The following is a 14,522-nucleotide window of genomic DNA, read 5'->3' as shown; positions in this document are numbered from 1 at the left end:
GGTCGTGGGATCCGGCGCTCAACGGCCGGATCGATGTCGAACCACGAGTCTAGGCGCCAGCCGGGGGGCGCTTCACTACGCCGTATGGCTGACGCGACGGGGTAAGAAAGGGCAAGAAATGAGGGGATCGTAAAGAACCTCCGATCAGCCGGCCGTATCCGTGTCGACGCTTTCGACCGGAGGCCATGCTCCCGCTGCGACTTCGCTGTCATGCCACGCCATCATGCCGAGATCCTCCAGCGCGTACTCGCCCCAGTTGGACTTCCACACCAGCGGTGGACGCATCTCGCGCATGGCGTTTAGCGCTTTCTGGATGGCGGGCGTACCCGGCTTGCGCCCCAGGTGGCTCGCATAGGCCTGGTGCGCGGCCGCACCGAACGGTGTGAACGCATCGCCGACCGTCATCAGGTGGTCGAGTACCGCGCGCTGGATATCGGTGAGGGCGAGATACGTATCCCTGTATCGTGTGCGCTGGGCCGCCACGATCTCGTTCGCATGGTCCGCCACGGCCTCCTCGAACGCGAGCCCGCCGGCCAGCCTCGGGTTGAGTGCATTGCTGATCGCCATGTCCATGTCCCGCGGCCGGTTGCCAAGCGATTGGAACGTCTTCAGCAGACCCTCGGCATTGATCTGCCCGAGGCTGGGAATGCTCGCCGCGAGCAGGCCGCACATCCAGTCGATGTAGTCGCGATCGAGCAGAGGCATGGCACGAACGCGCGATCCATAGAATGCGGCCGACTTCGAGTTGGTCAGGCGGCCAAGCTTGTCGCGATCGGACCCCGACATCACGAGCATCAGGTGGACGTCGCCGGGGGAATTCAACGTATCGCGCGCCGCCTTCAATTCACGCGTCACGTCATCGCCACGCTCGCTGACCAGCAGATGCTGCGCTTCATCGATGATCAGGGCGACACGCCGGCCCTCTGCGATCAACAGCCGGAAGGCATCGGTCAGGGATGAGCCTGCGGCGTGTCGCAAGCCATGGGCCTTGAGCGCCTTGCTCACCGCCGCATACACCTGTTCGGTCGGGTCCAGTTGGAGATTGGCCCAGAGGTCGAGGTAGATCACCTCGACGCCGTCGGCCTCGAGTGCGGGCTTCAGGTCATTGCGCAGGTAGGTGGACTTACCCGTGCGGCGCGGCGCCGACAGGAACAAGCCATCCGCGTCGCTGTTCCATTTCTGCCTGCCCGACAGGGAAACAACCATCTCCTGGGCAAGCTCGGGACGCGGGAATCGGAATTCAGACGCCAAGTTATGTCTCACTTATCCTTCCTTGGTATATTTTATACCTTAACTAGATAATTTAGGTATAGGCAAAAAAAGAGCCCCATGTGACTGAGGCTCTTTCTTCGATGAATCCGCGACTTAGAACGGGATATCGTCGTCGTCGAAGCCTTCGTTGACCGGCGGGGCCGAACGCGCCGGGGCATTGCCGCCACCGCGCTGCTGGCCGTAGTCGTCGCCGCCGCGGTTGCCACCGCCAGCGCCACCGCCGTAACCGCCGCCCTGGCCGCCACGCTGCTGGCCACCGCCACCCGCGCCGCCACCCCAGTTGCCGCCACCGCCGCCTGCACCGCCACCAGCCGCACCGCCGCCGTAGCTGCCGCCACCCTGGCCGCCGCCCGAACGCTGCGGACGCGCACCGCCCTGGCCACCGGCGAAGCCGCCACCGCCGCCTTCGCCGCCACCCTGGCCGCCGAGCATCTGCATCTCGTTGGCGATGATGTCGGTGCTGTAGCGCTCGACGCCGTCCTTATCGGTGTACTTGTCGGTACGCAGCGAGCCTTCGATGTAAACCTGGCGACCCTTCTTCAGGTATTCGCCAGCGATTTCAGCAAGCTTGCCGAACAGCTTCACGCGGTGCCATTCCGTACGTTCCTGCTTCTCGCCACTCTGCTTGTCGGTCCAGTTCTCGGACGTCGCAAGACGCAGGCTGGTGATCGCCGTACCGCTGCCGGTGTAGCGCGTTTCCGGATCTGCACCCAGATTGCCGACGATAATGACTTTATTGATACCGCGTGCCATGGAATTCCCTCGTTTACGTGATGCGCCCTTCGCACCTGGCAGCCGGATGGCGACCGGAAGAGCGGACCGGATAGTGTGGGCGATGGTGCGGCTTCCGGCAATCGTCGGGCAAGCATTTTTTGCCACCGGAGCGTGTCGGTTTTGGCCTACCGCCCGGCCGGCGGACGCCGGGTTACGCGGGGACGGGCCGGGGTGGGGAGAGGCGCAGGACCAGGGGCAGCCAGAGCAGGGTCAGGGCCGCCGCGCAGCCGAATACGCCGTGCAGGCCAAGGCTGCCAAGGGCCAGGCCGCCGATCGCCCCGCCGACGAAGGCGCCGAAGAACTGGCTGGTCGAATACGCGCCCATCGCCGCACCGCGCAGGTGGGCCGGGGCCAGCCGCGACACCAGGCTCGGCAAGGCCGCCTCGAGCAGGTTGAACGCCGAAAAAAACACCGCCGCGGCCAGGCCCAGCAGCCACTCGTGGGACGTCGCCGAGGCCATGCCCAGCAGCGCCAGCCCCAGGGCCACCACGCAACCGACCACCACCCGTGCGCTCCGCGCCGCGTCGCGCATCCGCGGCATGAACGCACCCATCACCAGCGCCGCGATCACCATCACCGGCAGGTATAGCGTCCAGTGGCGCGCCACCGGGACGCCGAAGGTGTCGGTCAGCAGGATCGGCAGGCCGACGAAACAGGCCGTCAGCAGTGCATGCAGGAAGAACACCGAGCCATTGAGGACCAGCATGCTGCGGTCGCCCAGCATGGCCAGGATGTCGCGCACGCTGCCGGTGGCCGGCCGCGCCGCACGGGCCGGCGTCGGCACCAGCCACCACAGCAGGGCCATCGCCAGCAGGGCCAGCACCGAGGTCAGGCCGAACAGCCCGCCCAGGCCGCCAAACGCCTCCAGCGGCGGACCGAGGATCAGCGCCAGCAGGAACGACAGGCCGATCGATACACCGATGATGCCCATCACCTTGCCACGGTTCTCGTCCGAGGTAAGGTCCGCGGCCAGCGCGGTTCCGGCACCGGCCACGGCGCCCATGCCCTGCAAGGCACGGCCCAGGGCGATGCCCGCCAGCGTATGCGAACCCGCCGCGACCAGCCCGCCCAGCGCGAACACCACCAGGCCCAGGGTGATCGCCGGCTTGCGCCCGATCCGGTCGGACAACATGCCCAGCGGTACCTGCAACAGCATCTGGCCAATGCCATACACGCCAAGGGCCACGCCGATCAGCCACGGCGTCGCGTCGGGCATGGTCCGGGCGTACACGGAAAACACGGGAAGGATGAGGAACAGTCCGAACAGGCGCAGGCTGATCACGAGGGCCAGGGTCAGGGCGCTGCGTCGTTCCAGGGGGCTGAGCTGGCTCACCTAGGCTTCGGTCCGGTTGCGGCGACGGGCATCGGCGCCACGGCGGATTATACGGACGCGGCAACGTGACGATTCAAAACACGGTGGCATCCCTATAATGTGGGCTGATTTGCCGCATCCATGACGGGCCCATGCCATCCATTGCCGAAAGCCAGACCCCCATCGACTTCACCGCCGTCCGTACCCTCGCGGCGGATGACATGCGGGAGGTCGACGCCCTCATCCGGCATCGCCTGTCCTCCGACGTCGTACTGATCAACCAGATCGCGGAACACATCATCGCCGGCGGCGGCAAGCGCCTGCGCCCGATGTTGCATGTGCTCGCCGCCCGGGCGGCCGGTTACCAGGGCGCCGAACACGCCAAGCTCGCCGCCATCATCGAGTTCATCCACACCTCGACGCTGCTGCACGACGACGTGGTGGACGAATCCGACATGCGCCGCGGCCGCAAGACGGCGAACGCGTTGTGGGGCAACGCCGCCAGCGTCCTGGTCGGCGATTTCCTCTACTCGCGCTCGTTCCAGCTGATGGTCGAACTGGATGACATGCGCATCATGCGCATCCTCGCCAACACCACCAACACCATCGCCGAAGGCGAAGTGCTGCAGCTGCTGAACATCGGCAACGCCGACGTCGACGAGGCGGCTTACCTCGCCGTCATCGAACGCAAGACCGCGGTGCTGTTCGCCGCCGCCACGGAACTGGGCGGCGTGCTGGGTGCCCTGCCCGACGACCAGGTCGCCGCCCTGCGCCGCTACGGCATGGAGCTGGGTTACGCCTTCCAGATCGCCGACGACCTGCTCGATTACGTCTCGGACGCGGACACGCTGGGCAAGAACATCGGCGACGACCTCGCCGAAGGCAAGCCGACCCTGCCGCTGATCTACGCGATGCAGACGGCCGACCCGGAGCAGCTGAAATCCCTGCGCCACGCCATCGAACACGGCGGCCTCGACTCGCTCGATCGGATCGTCGCCGCCATCCGCGACTCCGGCGCGCTCGATCGCGTGCATGCGAAGGCCGTTACCCATGCCGTGGCCGCGCGAGACGCCTTGTCGGCCCTGCCGCCGTCGGCGCATCGCGATGCGTTGGCCGCTTTGGCTGATTATTCGGTTGAACGGCGCTTCTGAGCGGACTGGACGGGGTGGACTTGTAGGAGCGCGCCTGCGCGCGACCGGGTCCACCTGAACTCCAACCGGTCGACCTGAAAACCGGAATTCCAACGGGCTGATGCCATCGGGCTGATGGTGGAATACCGGTCGCGCGCAGGCGCGCTCCTACAAATATGTTGCGTTATTTCTTGAATGCTTCGGCCAGCCACGCGCGCATCGCGGTGTAGGCCCGCGCGGCGACCTTGCCGTCGTAGCGGCAGTTGCCCGCGGCATCGGTGGCTTCCTTCTCCGTGAAGCAATGCACCGCATTGCCATAATCGACCGATGCCCAGTCGACCTTCGCCGCGCGCATCTCGGTTTCGAAACCGGCACGCTGTTCCGGTGGCACGTTCGCATCGTCCGCGCCATTGAGCGCAAGCACGCTGGCGTGCAGCTTCGAACCCAGCTTCGAATCGTCGGACAGCAGGCCATGGAAGGTCACCACGGCCGCGACGTCGGCACCGGTACGGGCCAGGTCGAGCACGGCCGAACCGCCGAAGCAGAAGCCAATCGCCGCGAGATGGGCCGGATCGATCGGCGCGTTCTTCTCCTGCGCCTTCAGCTCGTCGAACGCGCGAGTGACGCGCTCGCGCATGATCTTGCGATCACCATAGAGCGGCTTCACCGCCGCACCTGCCTCGTCCGTGCTCTTCGGCCGGGTCTCGCCACCGTACATATCGGTCAGCAGGATCACGTAATCCTTGCCGGCGATCTCCTTCGCCTTCGCCACCGCCATGTCGTTGACGCCAAACCAGTTCGGCACCATCAGCAGGCCCGGACGCTTCGCCTTCACGGCGTCGTCGTAAACCAGGAAACTCTTGTACGTCACGCCCTTGTCGGTCCACTGGACCGGCTTGGCGACCATCGCCGCGTGGGCGCCCCCGACGAAACCCAGGGCCAGCAACGACAAAGCAAGCAGACTGCGGCGCATCGGCATATCTCCACGGAAGGTTACCGAAGCATAGCCCGATCCCCGCCCCCGCCCGCACCAGCGATTCGCCACACGCCCGTGCCCCTGCCCCGCTACTCGTTACTCTTTACTCGGTACGCTCCACTCTTCAACCCCCAGCCGCGTGCCGCATCAACCGACGCTTCAACGGCGCGAGGCGGTCGAGCACCCGAACCCCCACCCCACGCGCGGCAACCAGCGGCGCGGCCTGCCACGCATAGACCCGCGCCAGCGCATCGAACGAACGCGCGTCCAGCTCGTCAGCGCTGCGCCGGCGGCGTGCGTAGCGGCGCAGGACATGCGTCGCGGCGAAATCGCGGCCCGCCTCGCGGGCCTCGACCAGCGTGTCGCGCAACTCGGCCACGTCACGCAGGCCGAGGTTCACGCCCTGCCCGGCCAGCGGATGCACCGCATGCGCGGCATCGCCAAGCAGCACCAGCCGGCCGACTTCATAGCGATCGGCCAGCTTCAGGCGCAACGGGAAGGCGGCGCGCGCCGTGACCCGTTCGATCGGCCCAAGCCGGTAATCGCTGGCGACGCCAAGCGCATCGCGGAAGGCATCGTCGTCCAGGGCGAGCACGCGGCGTGCCTCATCTTCCGGCAACGACCAGACGATGGAGCTGCGGCCATCCGCCAGTGGCAGGAACGCCAGCGGGCCGCCCGGCAGGAAACGCTGCCACGCGGTCCGCTCGTGCGGCCGCGAGGTGGCCACGTGGGCGACGACGCCACGCTGGGCGTAATCGCGCCCCTGCGTACCGATGCCGACCATGCTGCGCAGCGGCGATTCCGCGCCGTCGGCGGCGACCACGAGCCGGGCCGACAATAGCTGGCCATCGGCGAGTTCGAGCTGCGCGCGGTCCTCGCGCATGCTGTAACCGGTCACTTCGGCCGGTACGATGCGGCGCACGCCGGCATCCTCCAGCGCCTGCCACAGCACCGCCTGGACCAGATTGTTCTCGACGATATAGCCAAGCACGTCGCGGCCCTCGTCGGCCGCGTCGAAATGCAGCGTGGCGCCATTCTCCGCGTCCCACACCACCATGCGCTCGTACGCCGACGCGCGGGCTTCGCGGATGCGATGCCATACACCCAGTTCGTCGAGCAGGCGTAGCGACGACGGGGCAAGCCCGACCACGCGCAGGTCGACTTCATTCGCCGCCGACCACGCCGCGGGTTCACGCGCATCCACCAGTGCCACGCTGAAGCCGGAGCGCGCCAGCGCAAGCGCCGCGGCCGCACCGACCATGCCACCACCCACCACCGCGATGTCGAGCAAGCCGCCGCGACGACGCGTCGATTCGTTGCCGTTCCAGGCCTCGCTCACGGCGTTTTCTCCCGCACGGCAAACGGCGCGTTCTCGCGGAAACCCATCCCACGGCGCGACAGCGCATGGCGCAACGGCGGCACGCGATCCAGCGCGAGCATCGCCAGCGAACGCAGCGGACCGAGCAAGGGCTGCTCCAGGCACGCCAGGCGAACGAGGCCGTGGCTCATCGCCATCGTCCCCTCGCGATCCGGCGCACGCCGTTTCGCATACTCGGCCAGCAGGGCCGCGTCACCCGGATCGCCGCCCGCGGCGACCAGCTCGGCCAGCGTCAGCGCATCGCGCAGGCCGAGGTTGAAACCCTGCGCGCCGATCGGATGCACGGTCTGCGCGGCATTGCCGACCAGCACGGCGCGGTCGCTCGTAAGGACTTCCGCGGCGACCCGGCGGATCGGGTAAGGCACCCGCTTGCCGGGGCGGGACAGCCGGCCAAGCCGCCAGCCGAAGCGCTCCTGCGCAAAGGCTGCGAAGGCATTGTCGTCCAGCGCGGCCACCTCGTCGGCGCGGTCGGCCGACACCGTCAGCACCACGCCGATGCGCCGCTCGGCCAGCGGCAGGACCGCCACCGGGCCCTCGTCGGTGAAGCGTTCGAACGCACGTCCTTGCGGATCGCGCGCGGGCATCATCGTGCTGACGAACAGCGCCTGCGCATAGTCGTACTCGCGCGTCGCGATGCCCAGCTGGGCACGGATGCCCGACTGCGTGCCGTCCGCCCCTACGATCAGGGGGCTGCGCACCTGGGTGCTGCCCTCGGCGCCGCTGATCGTCGCCAGCCAGCCGCCCTCCACCGGTTCGATCCGCTCCACCCGTGCAGGCGCCATCCGGGTCAGCAACCGACAGGTGTCGAGCCGCCGCAGCAAGGCCTCGCCAAGCTCGCGCGCCGGCAGGGTCCAGCCCAGCGCATCGACGCCTTCCGTCGCCGCATCCATCCGCACGCTACCGAAATCGCCGGCACGGCTTGTATGGATGTGCGTGATCGGCGTGGCACGGGCGAACTCCCACACGCCGATCGCGTCCAGGCCGTTGACCGTGGCGCGGGCCAGCGCGAGGTTGCGCTCGTCGTAGCTCGGCTGGTCGGCGACGCGCGGGGCGGTGGCCTCGACCAGCGTGGCCGGGATGCCGGCGGCGTCCAGGGCAATGGCGAGGCTGGCGCCGACCAGGCCGCCGCCGACGATGAGGATGGGGGATGCAGGGCTCATCCGCCGATGATAACGCCGCAAGGTGAAGGCGCCGCGGGTGCGGCGGGTCGCCGCACGCTAAACTCGGCCGATGGGTAACCGACTCTCGAAAATCTATACGCGCACCGGCGACGACGGCAGCACCGGCCTCGGCGATGGCAGCCGCACCGGCAAGGATTCCCTGCGGGTCACCGCCTACGGCACCGTGGACGAGCTGAACAGCGCGCTCGGCGTGGTCATCGCCTGCGAGGGCACCGACGACGACGTCCGCGAGGTGCTGGTCCAGGTCCAGCACGAACTGTTCGACCTCGGCGGCGAGCTGTGCATCCCCGGCATGGCCATGGTCCAGGCGAAGGACATCGACCGCCTTGAAGCGGTGCTCGACGGCTTCAACGCCGACCTGCCCGCCCTGAAGGATTTCATCCTGCCCGGCGGTGGCATGCCCGCCGCCACCTGCCACGTGGCCCGCACCGTCTGCCGGCGTGCCGAACGCGACGTGGTCGCGCTGGCCCGCGTCGAAGAAGTGCGCCCGGAAGCACAGCGTTACCTGAACCGCCTTTCAGACTTACTGTTCGTCCTGGCCCGCGTCCTTGCACGTCGCAGCGGCCACGGCGAGGTGCTCTGGCAGCACGAACGGCGCCCGCGCGGCTGACCCGGCGGTGTAAGCTCGGCGGACCGGCACGGCGATCACCGCCCTGCCCTCGCCAGGGGTTCGAGCTTATGCGTGGAGTGCCATCGTGCGATGCAGGCGGTGATTCTGCTAAGTTGGCGGCCTTTGCAACGGACAAGACCCCGCCCGTGACGCCTCGCATCAGCATCCTGCCTAAACGCCGCCTGCTGGCGAGCGCCATCGCCATCGTCGTTTCCGCCACCGCCTGGCAAGCCCAGGCCCAGTCGACCCCGTCGGCCGGCACCACGCCTACGGCATCGCCCGCGCCTTCGCCGACCGCGGCCACCGAAGTCGAGACCTGCAAGCTGGGCTCCTTCGTCTGCGCGCCGCGGCCGGTCAGCTACCTGCAGTGCAGCCCCAACGCGATGCTGGATTTCTACGATCCGACCATCACCAAGGACACCACGCTGCGCGACACCGCGGTGACCGACACGGTGTCGAACATCAACGCCACCCAGGGCGTGAAGGTCGAAACACCCGAGCCGAACCTCTACCACATGACTGGCGGCGTGCGCCTGCAGCGTGCCGACCAGGTGCTCCAGGCCGAGGACGTGACCTACAACGCGGACTCCACCGCGTACGACGCCAAGGGCAACGTGCGCTACCAGGAAGCCGGCATGCTGCTGCGTGCCGACCGCATGACCGGCACCACCACGCCGAACCAGGGCGACGCCGACAACGTCACCTACCAGCTGCTGCAGTCGCGCGGCAACGGCGTGGCCGACCACGCAAAGGTGACCGACCCGATGCACGGGCGCATGCGCCTGGCCACCTACTCCACGTGCGACGTGGGCAAGCACCAGTGGGAATTCCGCGCCAAGACGGTCGACCTGAACAAGGACACCGGCGTCGGCGTGGCCCGGAGCGCCACCATGCGCTTCAAGGGCGTGCCCTTCATGTACCTGCCCTATTTCACCTTCCCGCTGGACGACCGGCGCAAGAGCGGCTTCCTCTACCCGACGTTCGGCTCGTCGAGCCACTCGGGCACGTACCTGTCGATCCCGTACTATTTCAACCTGGCGCCGAACTACGACGCCACGGTGACGCCGCGCTACTACACCGAGCGCGGCCCGATGCTCGGCGCGGAATTCCGCTACCTGCTGCCGAAGTCGAACGGCACGTTCTACGTGGAGTACCTGGGCAACGACAAGGGCACGGATACGGATTTCTCGCAGTTTGGCGACCGCGGTAACTCCAAGCAGCGTTACCTGGCCCAGATCACGAACAACACGGCGCTCGGCGACGGCTTCACGCTGTCGGCCAACATCAACCGTGCGTCTGACAATGAATACTTTCGCGACTTCGGCAACGATCTCTACACCTCTGCAGTAGGCATCCTGACCTCGAGCGTGTACGTATCGAAGGGCGGCAAGTACTGGAGCGCCGCGTTGGGCGCGGATGATTACCAGAACGTCGATCCCGGCCTGCCCAACTACGTGGCACCGTACCGTCGCTGGCCGCGTGCCACGTTCAACCTCGACGTACCCGTGAACTCCTGGCTGGATTTCGGCGCGGACACCGAGGCCGTGGCCTTCCGCAAGCTGGACAAGGCGCCTGGTCAGATCGACGGCAACCGCCTCGACCTCGCTCCCTATCTTGCCGCCGATTTCGGCGGCCCGGCCTGGTTCGTGCGCCCGCGTCTGGAATACCGCTTCACCGGCTACCAGCTGGATAACGGCAACGACAAGACGGCCTACCCCGACCGTACGCCGACGCGTGCCCTGCCCATCGCAAGCCTCGACACCGGACTGGTCTTCGACCGCGCCACGCGCATGTTCGGCACCGACTACACCCAGACGCTCGAGCCGCGCCTGTATTACCTGTACGTGCCCTACCGCAACCAGAACAACCTGCCTGCTTTCGACACCAACGAGATGTCGTTCGATTTCTGGCAGCTGTTCACCACCAATCGCTTCGCCGGCGCCGACCGCCAGATGGACGCCAACAACGTCACCCTGGCGCTTACCAGCCGCCTGCTCGACGACAACGGCGTGGAACGCGTCTCGGCGGGTATCGGCCAGATCCGCTACCTGACCGACCAGAAAGTGCAGATGCCGGGCGTGCTGCCCACCGACTACAACGGGTCGGACTACGTGGCCCAGTTTGCCATCCAGCTCAACGACAAGTGGCGGCTTAACAGCGCGTACCAGTGGAACCCGAACGACAAGGCCCGCATCTACCCCAATCCCGACAACGGCCAGTACGGGCTGCAGGGCCATGACACCGACCTGGCCACGGTGCAGATCCAGCGCCGGATCAAGGGCGACGGCGTGCTGAACTTCTCGTACCGCTACCGCCGCAACGTCATGGAACAATTCGACACGTCCGTGGTCTACCCCGTGTCGGAACGCTGGCGCGCCCTGGCGCGCTGGGTGTTTGCCCGCCGCGACATCGTGCCGGTGACCGCCGACGGCATCAACTTCACCTCGTTCGCGTTCTCCCACCGCACGCTGGAAGCGACCGCGGGCGTCGAATACGACAGCTGCTGCGTCGCCTTCCGTATCCTGGGCCGCCACTACGTCCAGGATTACACCCGGCGGACCAACAACGCGATCATGTTCGAGCTGGAATTCAAGGGGCTGGGCTCCCTGAACCCCCAGTCGGGCCAGTACCTGCGGCGTGCTATCCTTGGCTATCAATAAGTGGGGCGAGCGCCCCGGGCTCCCTATTCGATGAAGCAGATCCTCGTTTACTCCGTGCTCGCCGCTGCCGTCCTCGCGGCCGTACCCGTCGCCCACGCCCAGCTCATGCCGCAGGCCCAGCCGGCCCAGGCCGGCGCCGCCATGGGCAATGGCTCGATCGACCGCATCGTGGCGGTGGTGGAGGACGACGTCATCCTGCAGAGCGAGCTGAACGAGGCGATGAACGCCGTCGTCAAGCAGTACGCCGCCAATCCCGGCCAGCTGCCGCCGCAAGACGTCCTGGCCCGCCAGGTGCTCGACCGCCTCATCCTCATGAAGCTGCAGGTCCAGCGCGCCGGCGACCAGAACATCCACGTGACCGACCAGGACGTGGACCAGGCCGTCGCCAACGTGGCCCAGCAGAACAAGATGACGCCCGACCAGCTGCGTGGCGCGGTCGAGCAGGACGGCATGGGCTTCGCCGCCTTCCGTTCGCAGCTGTCCGACCAGCTGATCACCCAGAAGCTGCATGAGAGCGTCGTCCGCGACCAGGTCACGGTGACCGACGCCGAAGTGAACAACCTGCTGGCCAGCCCGACCTACAAGGCCGGTGAGGTGCACCTGGCGCACATCCAGGTCAGCACCCCGGCCGAAGGCGGCGCGAACGACATCGCGGCAGCCCAGGCCAAGGCCGAGGAAGCGATCAAGGCCGTCAAGGGCGGCATGGACTTCAACGCCGCCGCCATCCGTTATTCCGACGCCCCCGACGCCCTCGAGGGCGGTGACCTGGGCTGGCGCCGCCTCGACGAAGTGCCGCCGGCGTTCGCCGACGCGGTGTCTTCGCTCAAGCCCGGCGACACCACCCCGGCCATGCGCGGCCCCACCGGCTTCCATATCCTGAAGCTGGTCGAGACCCGCCAGCCGGGTCGCCAGGTCGTGACCGAGTACCACGCGCGCCAGATCCTGATCAAACCGTCGGAAATCGTCACGCCCGAACAGGCGGAGAAGAAGGCCGGCGACATCTACGCCCGCGTGACCGAAAAGCACGAAGACTTCGCCAAGCTGGCGAAGGACGACTCGAAGGACAACACCACCGCGAACGCGGGCGGTGACATGGGCTGGTTCCAGAAGGATGCCTGGGGCCAGGCCGTCGCCACGCAGATCGACGGGCTGAAGGACAACGAAGTGTCCAAGCCGTTCCAGACCGACGCCGGCTGGATCGTGATGCAGCGCCTTGGCACCCGCCAGAGCGACGTCACCGACGAATCGCAGCGTAACCAGGCCCGCCAGGCCATCGGTAACCGCAAGGCCGACGAGGCTTACGACAACTACCTGCGCGAACTGCGCTCGTCGTCGTTCGTCGACATCCGCGTGCCCGAGCTGAAAGACCCGGACGACAAGCAGGCTTCGGCCTCGAAATAAAGGGCATGAACGCGACGACCCTGCCACGGCTCGCCGTCACCGCCGGTGAGCCTGCCGGGGTCGGACCCGAACTGCTTGCAAGGCTGGCGGCCAGCGACCTGGCCGCCGACCTCGTCGCCATCACCGATCGCGACCTGCTGCGCCAGGCAGCCCACGCCTGCGGCGTCACCCTCAGCCTCGTCGACGACGACGGCCAGCGAATCGCCCACCGCCCTGCCGGCCACCTGCGCGTGCACCACGTGCCGCTCGGCGCCGCCGTCCGGTTCGGCAACCCCGACCCGGCCAACGCCCGACACGTGCTTGCGATGCTCGGTGCCGCCGCCGACGGCTGCCTCGCCGGGCGTTTCGATGCCGTGGTCACGGGTCCGGTACAGAAATCCAGCATCAACGACGCCGGCGTGCCGTTCAGCGGCCACACCGAGTTCTTCGCGGAACGGGCCGGCACCGATGTCGTGATGATGCTGGCCAGCCCGGAACTGCGCGTCACCCTCGCCACCACCCACCTGCCGCTCGCGGCCGTGCCGGGCGCCATCACCGGCCCGCTGCTCGAGCGCACCCTGGGCATCGTCGACCGCGCGCTACGCGAGGCCTTCGGGATCGCCCGGCCACGCATCGCCGTGCTCGGCCTCAACCCGCACGCGGGCGAAGGCGGCCACATGGGCCACGAAGAACTGGACACGATCATCCCCACGCTTGAGCGCCTGCGCGCCAGCGGGATGGACCTGGCCGGCCCCTTGCCCGCCGACACCGCCTTCGTGCCGGCCATGCGCCCGCGCTACGACGCGGTGCTGGCGATGTACCACGACCAGGCACTCCCGGTGCTCAAGAGCGAGGCGTTCGACCGCACGGTCAACATCACCCTCGGCCTCCCCTTCATCCGCACGTCGGTCGACCACGGCACCGCACTGGACCTCGCCGGCACAGGCCGCGCCGACCCAGCCAGCCTGTTCGCCGCCGCACGCCTCGCCATGGAACTTGCCCGTCACCGGGCCGCCGCATGAACGCACGCCCCAAGAAAAGCTTCGGCCAGCACTTCCTCCACGAGAAGCGCTACATCGAGCGCATCGTCTCGTCCATTTCGCCGAGGGACGGCGACACCGTGGTCGAGATCGGCCCCGGCGAGGGCGCGATGACGCTGCCCCTGCTCGCCGTCGCGAAGAAACTGACCGCGATCGAGCTGGACACCGACCTGATCCCCGGGCTGCAGGCACGCGCCGCGCCGATCGGCGAGCTGCGCATCGTGCACTCGGACGTGCTGAAGGTCGATTTCACCGCCCTGGCGCGCGAACTCGGCGCCGAGCGCCTGCGCATCGCCGGGAACCTGCCCTACTACATTTCCAGCCCGATCCTGTTCCATTGCGTCGACCACGCCGCCGCGATCCAGGACATGCACTTCATGCTGCAGAAGGAAGTGGTGGACCGCATGGCCGCCGAGCCGGGCAGCAAGGTTTACGGCCGCCTGAGCGTGATGCTGCAGCTGGCCTGCAAGGTGACGCCGCTGTTCACGGTGCCCCCGGGCGCCTTCCGGCCGCCGCCGAAGGTGGATTCGGCCGTGGTGAGACTCGTCCCATTGCCGCCGGACCAGCTCCCCAAGGGCGATCCGGCGAAAATCCACGCCGTCGTGAAGGCCGCGTTCGCCATGCGGCGTAAGACTTTGTCCAACACGCTGAAGGGCCTGGTCGACGAGGCCACCATCCGCGAACTGGGGATCGACCCGCGAGCCCGCGCGGAGACGCTTTCACCGTCGGATTTCGTGAAGCTCGCGAACGCCACGTGAACATGTTGCGGGAATACTTGCCCACCCCTCCCGCGTCCCACACAATCGCTG

General features: G+C 67.6%; 12 protein-coding genes. 6 read left to right on the top strand and 6 right to left on the bottom strand.

Translation table 11 applies throughout. The features are described from left to right. Positions 1-144: 144 nt before the first annotated feature. From KPL74_21220 to KPL74_21210, 3 genes are all read right to left on the bottom strand, one after another. Complete coding sequence (locus KPL74_21220) at positions 145-1,263, bottom strand: ATP-binding protein (GenBank protein ID QWT20251.1); 1,119 nt, start codon at positions 1,261-1,263, stop codon at positions 145-147. A 102-nt stretch (positions 1,264-1,365) separates the two neighbouring features. Next, entirely contained in the window at positions 1,366-2,025 is a 660-nt protein-coding gene (ssb, locus tag KPL74_21215) for a single-stranded DNA-binding protein (GenBank protein ID QWT20250.1), read from the bottom strand. 172 nt (positions 2,026-2,197) lie between these two features. Then, entirely contained in the window at positions 2,198-3,379 is a 1,182-nt protein-coding gene (locus KPL74_21210) for an MFS transporter (protein QWT20249.1), read from the bottom strand. Positions 3,380-3,510: 131 nt separating this feature from the next. On the opposite strand from KPL74_21210, the gene KPL74_21205 reads away from it, so the two are divergent. Further along, on the top strand, positions 3,511-4,509 hold the full coding sequence (locus tag KPL74_21205; protein ID QWT20248.1) for a polyprenyl synthetase family protein: 999 nt from the start codon (positions 3,511-3,513) through the stop codon (positions 4,507-4,509). Between the two features lie 163 nt (positions 4,510-4,672). On the opposite strand, the gene KPL74_21200 is transcribed toward KPL74_21205, so the two are convergent. The 3 genes from KPL74_21200 to ubiH all read right to left on the bottom strand — a co-directional run bounded on the left by KPL74_21200 (position 4,673) and on the right by ubiH (position 8,002). Next, the gene (locus tag KPL74_21200) at positions 4,673-5,461 is read right to left on the bottom strand and encodes a dienelactone hydrolase family protein (GenBank protein ID QWT20247.1); all 789 of its coding nucleotides are present in this window, start codon (positions 5,459-5,461) and stop codon (positions 4,673-4,675) included. A 127-nt stretch (positions 5,462-5,588) separates the two neighbouring features. Next, positions 5,589-6,803, bottom strand: coding sequence for a UbiH/UbiF/VisC/COQ6 family ubiquinone biosynthesis hydroxylase (locus KPL74_21195; protein QWT20246.1), 1,215 nt, complete (start codon positions 6,801-6,803; stop codon positions 5,589-5,591). Continuing rightward, a complete protein-coding gene (gene ubiH / locus KPL74_21190; protein ID QWT20245.1) occupies positions 6,800-8,002 on the bottom strand; it encodes a 2-octaprenyl-6-methoxyphenyl hydroxylase in 1,203 nt (400 codons plus the stop codon). Before ubiH ends, KPL74_21195 begins: the two co-directional genes overlap by 4 nt. Before the next feature lie 70 nt (positions 8,003-8,072). Here ubiH and KPL74_21185 point away from each other — a divergent pair, with 70 nt between their 5' ends. From KPL74_21185 to rsmA, 5 genes are all read left to right on the top strand, one after another. Continuing rightward, positions 8,073-8,633, top strand: coding sequence for a cob(I)yrinic acid a,c-diamide adenosyltransferase (locus KPL74_21185; GenBank protein QWT20244.1), 561 nt, complete (start codon positions 8,073-8,075; stop codon positions 8,631-8,633). 146 nt (positions 8,634-8,779) lie between these two features. Beyond that, entirely contained in the window at positions 8,780-11,293 is a 2,514-nt protein-coding gene (gene lptD / locus KPL74_21180; protein ID QWT20243.1) for an LPS assembly protein LptD, read from the top strand. Positions 11,294-11,323: 30 nt separating this feature from the next. Continuing rightward, positions 11,324-12,694, top strand: coding sequence for a peptidylprolyl isomerase (locus KPL74_21175; protein QWT20242.1), 1,371 nt, complete (start codon positions 11,324-11,326; stop codon positions 12,692-12,694). A 5-nt stretch (positions 12,695-12,699) separates the two neighbouring features. Continuing rightward, the gene (pdxA, locus tag KPL74_21170; GenBank protein ID QWT20241.1) at positions 12,700-13,695 is read left to right on the top strand and encodes a 4-hydroxythreonine-4-phosphate dehydrogenase PdxA; all 996 of its coding nucleotides are present in this window, start codon (positions 12,700-12,702) and stop codon (positions 13,693-13,695) included. Beyond that, a complete protein-coding gene (rsmA, locus tag KPL74_21165) occupies positions 13,692-14,471 on the top strand; it encodes a 16S rRNA (adenine(1518)-N(6)/adenine(1519)-N(6))-dimethyltransferase RsmA (GenBank protein QWT20240.1) in 780 nt (259 codons plus the stop codon). Before pdxA ends, rsmA begins: the two co-directional genes overlap by 4 nt. The last annotated feature ends 51 nt before the right edge of the window (positions 14,472-14,522 follow it).

The sequence above is a fragment of the Bacillus sp. NP157 genome, assembly GCA_018889975.1.
Classification (GTDB): Bacteria; Pseudomonadota; Gammaproteobacteria; order Xanthomonadales; family Rhodanobacteraceae; genus Luteibacter.
The sequence above is the reverse complement of the archived record's forward strand: the minus strand, read 5'-3'. Positions and strand labels throughout refer to the sequence as shown.

Coding starts and splice junctions, on each gene's coding strand:
- ssb (QWT20250.1), bottom strand. CDS start 2,025: ATGGCACGCGGTATCAATAAAGTCATTATCGTCGGCAATCTGGGTGCA.
- KPL74_21205 (QWT20248.1), top strand. CDS start 3,511: ATGCCATCCATTGCCGAAAGCCAGACCCCCATCGACTTCACCGCCGTC.
- KPL74_21200 (QWT20247.1), bottom strand. CDS start 5,461: ATGCGCCGCAGTCTGCTTGCTTTGTCGTTGCTGGCCCTGGGTTTCGTC.
- ubiH (QWT20245.1), bottom strand. CDS start 8,002: ATGAGCCCTGCATCCCCCATCCTCATCGTCGGCGGCGGCCTGGTCGGC.
- KPL74_21185 (QWT20244.1), top strand. CDS start 8,073: ATGGGTAACCGACTCTCGAAAATCTATACGCGCACCGGCGACGACGGC.
- KPL74_21175 (QWT20242.1), top strand. CDS start 11,324: ATGAAGCAGATCCTCGTTTACTCCGTGCTCGCCGCTGCCGTCCTCGCG.
- pdxA (QWT20241.1), top strand. CDS start 12,700: ATGAACGCGACGACCCTGCCACGGCTCGCCGTCACCGCCGGTGAGCCT.
- rsmA (QWT20240.1), top strand. CDS start 13,692: ATGAACGCACGCCCCAAGAAAAGCTTCGGCCAGCACTTCCTCCACGAG.